This is a genomic window from Alcanivorax sp. HI0044 (assembly GCF_001634945.1).
Genome location: NZ_LWEZ01000937.1, coordinates 1 through 676 on the forward strand (window position 1 = coordinate 1; position 676 = coordinate 676).

General features: G+C 47.6%; 1 protein-coding gene. It reads left to right on the plus strand.

The window, feature by feature from the left end:
- Nucleotides 1-189 precede the first annotated feature (189 nt).
- The coding region (locus A3730_RS11000; RefSeq protein WP_156501152.1) for a DUF6694 family lipoprotein at nt 190-676 on the plus strand (487 nt) is incomplete at its 3' end.

The following is a 676-nucleotide window of genomic DNA, read 5'->3' on the forward strand; positions in this document are numbered from 1 at the left end:
CGGGCTTAAAAAGCCAACAGATGAAAAACACCATGAAAGCACCTATGGCGACCGGCAGATGAGACTCTCGGTCGGTTATGCATACGAAAACAGAGATCTCCGTCATGCATTTACCGGAACCCACGACAGCAGCCTCGAACTCCATTGCCAATGATCTAACACGAACTCTGACACGCAAGGTATTGAACAATGATTAACAAACTGATCATCACTCTATTATTCGCAGCATTCATGACCGGCTGCGGTGAAACATTTGATGCTTCGAATGACAACATGATCCGGGTCTCGTACAACGGGATTTTAGAGACTTTGGATGGTAAAGAAGAGGAGCAGTTCAAACGCCAGTACCAGTTCTATACAGAACAGTATGAACTCCCGCAGGATCCTGAAGAGCCTGGTATCAATTTTGCTCAAAATGACATTGAGTCACTTCATGGCCTCACCTACGGGGAGGTCATCAGCAAAGTCGCGCAGCATGAACAGTACGTTGCCGACATTCGCAGGGAAGAAGATCTCTTTATGCTCCGAGAGCTCCATGGCCTCTATCTAGATAGCAGAGAAAAGATCTTGTCGTCGATGAAAGACCTGCCAGTGGCCCTAGAAGCGATGGAAGCAAAATTCCTGGGGCCGCTGGCAGGTCTTTCATCGACGACAAGATCTTTTCTCTGCTATCTAG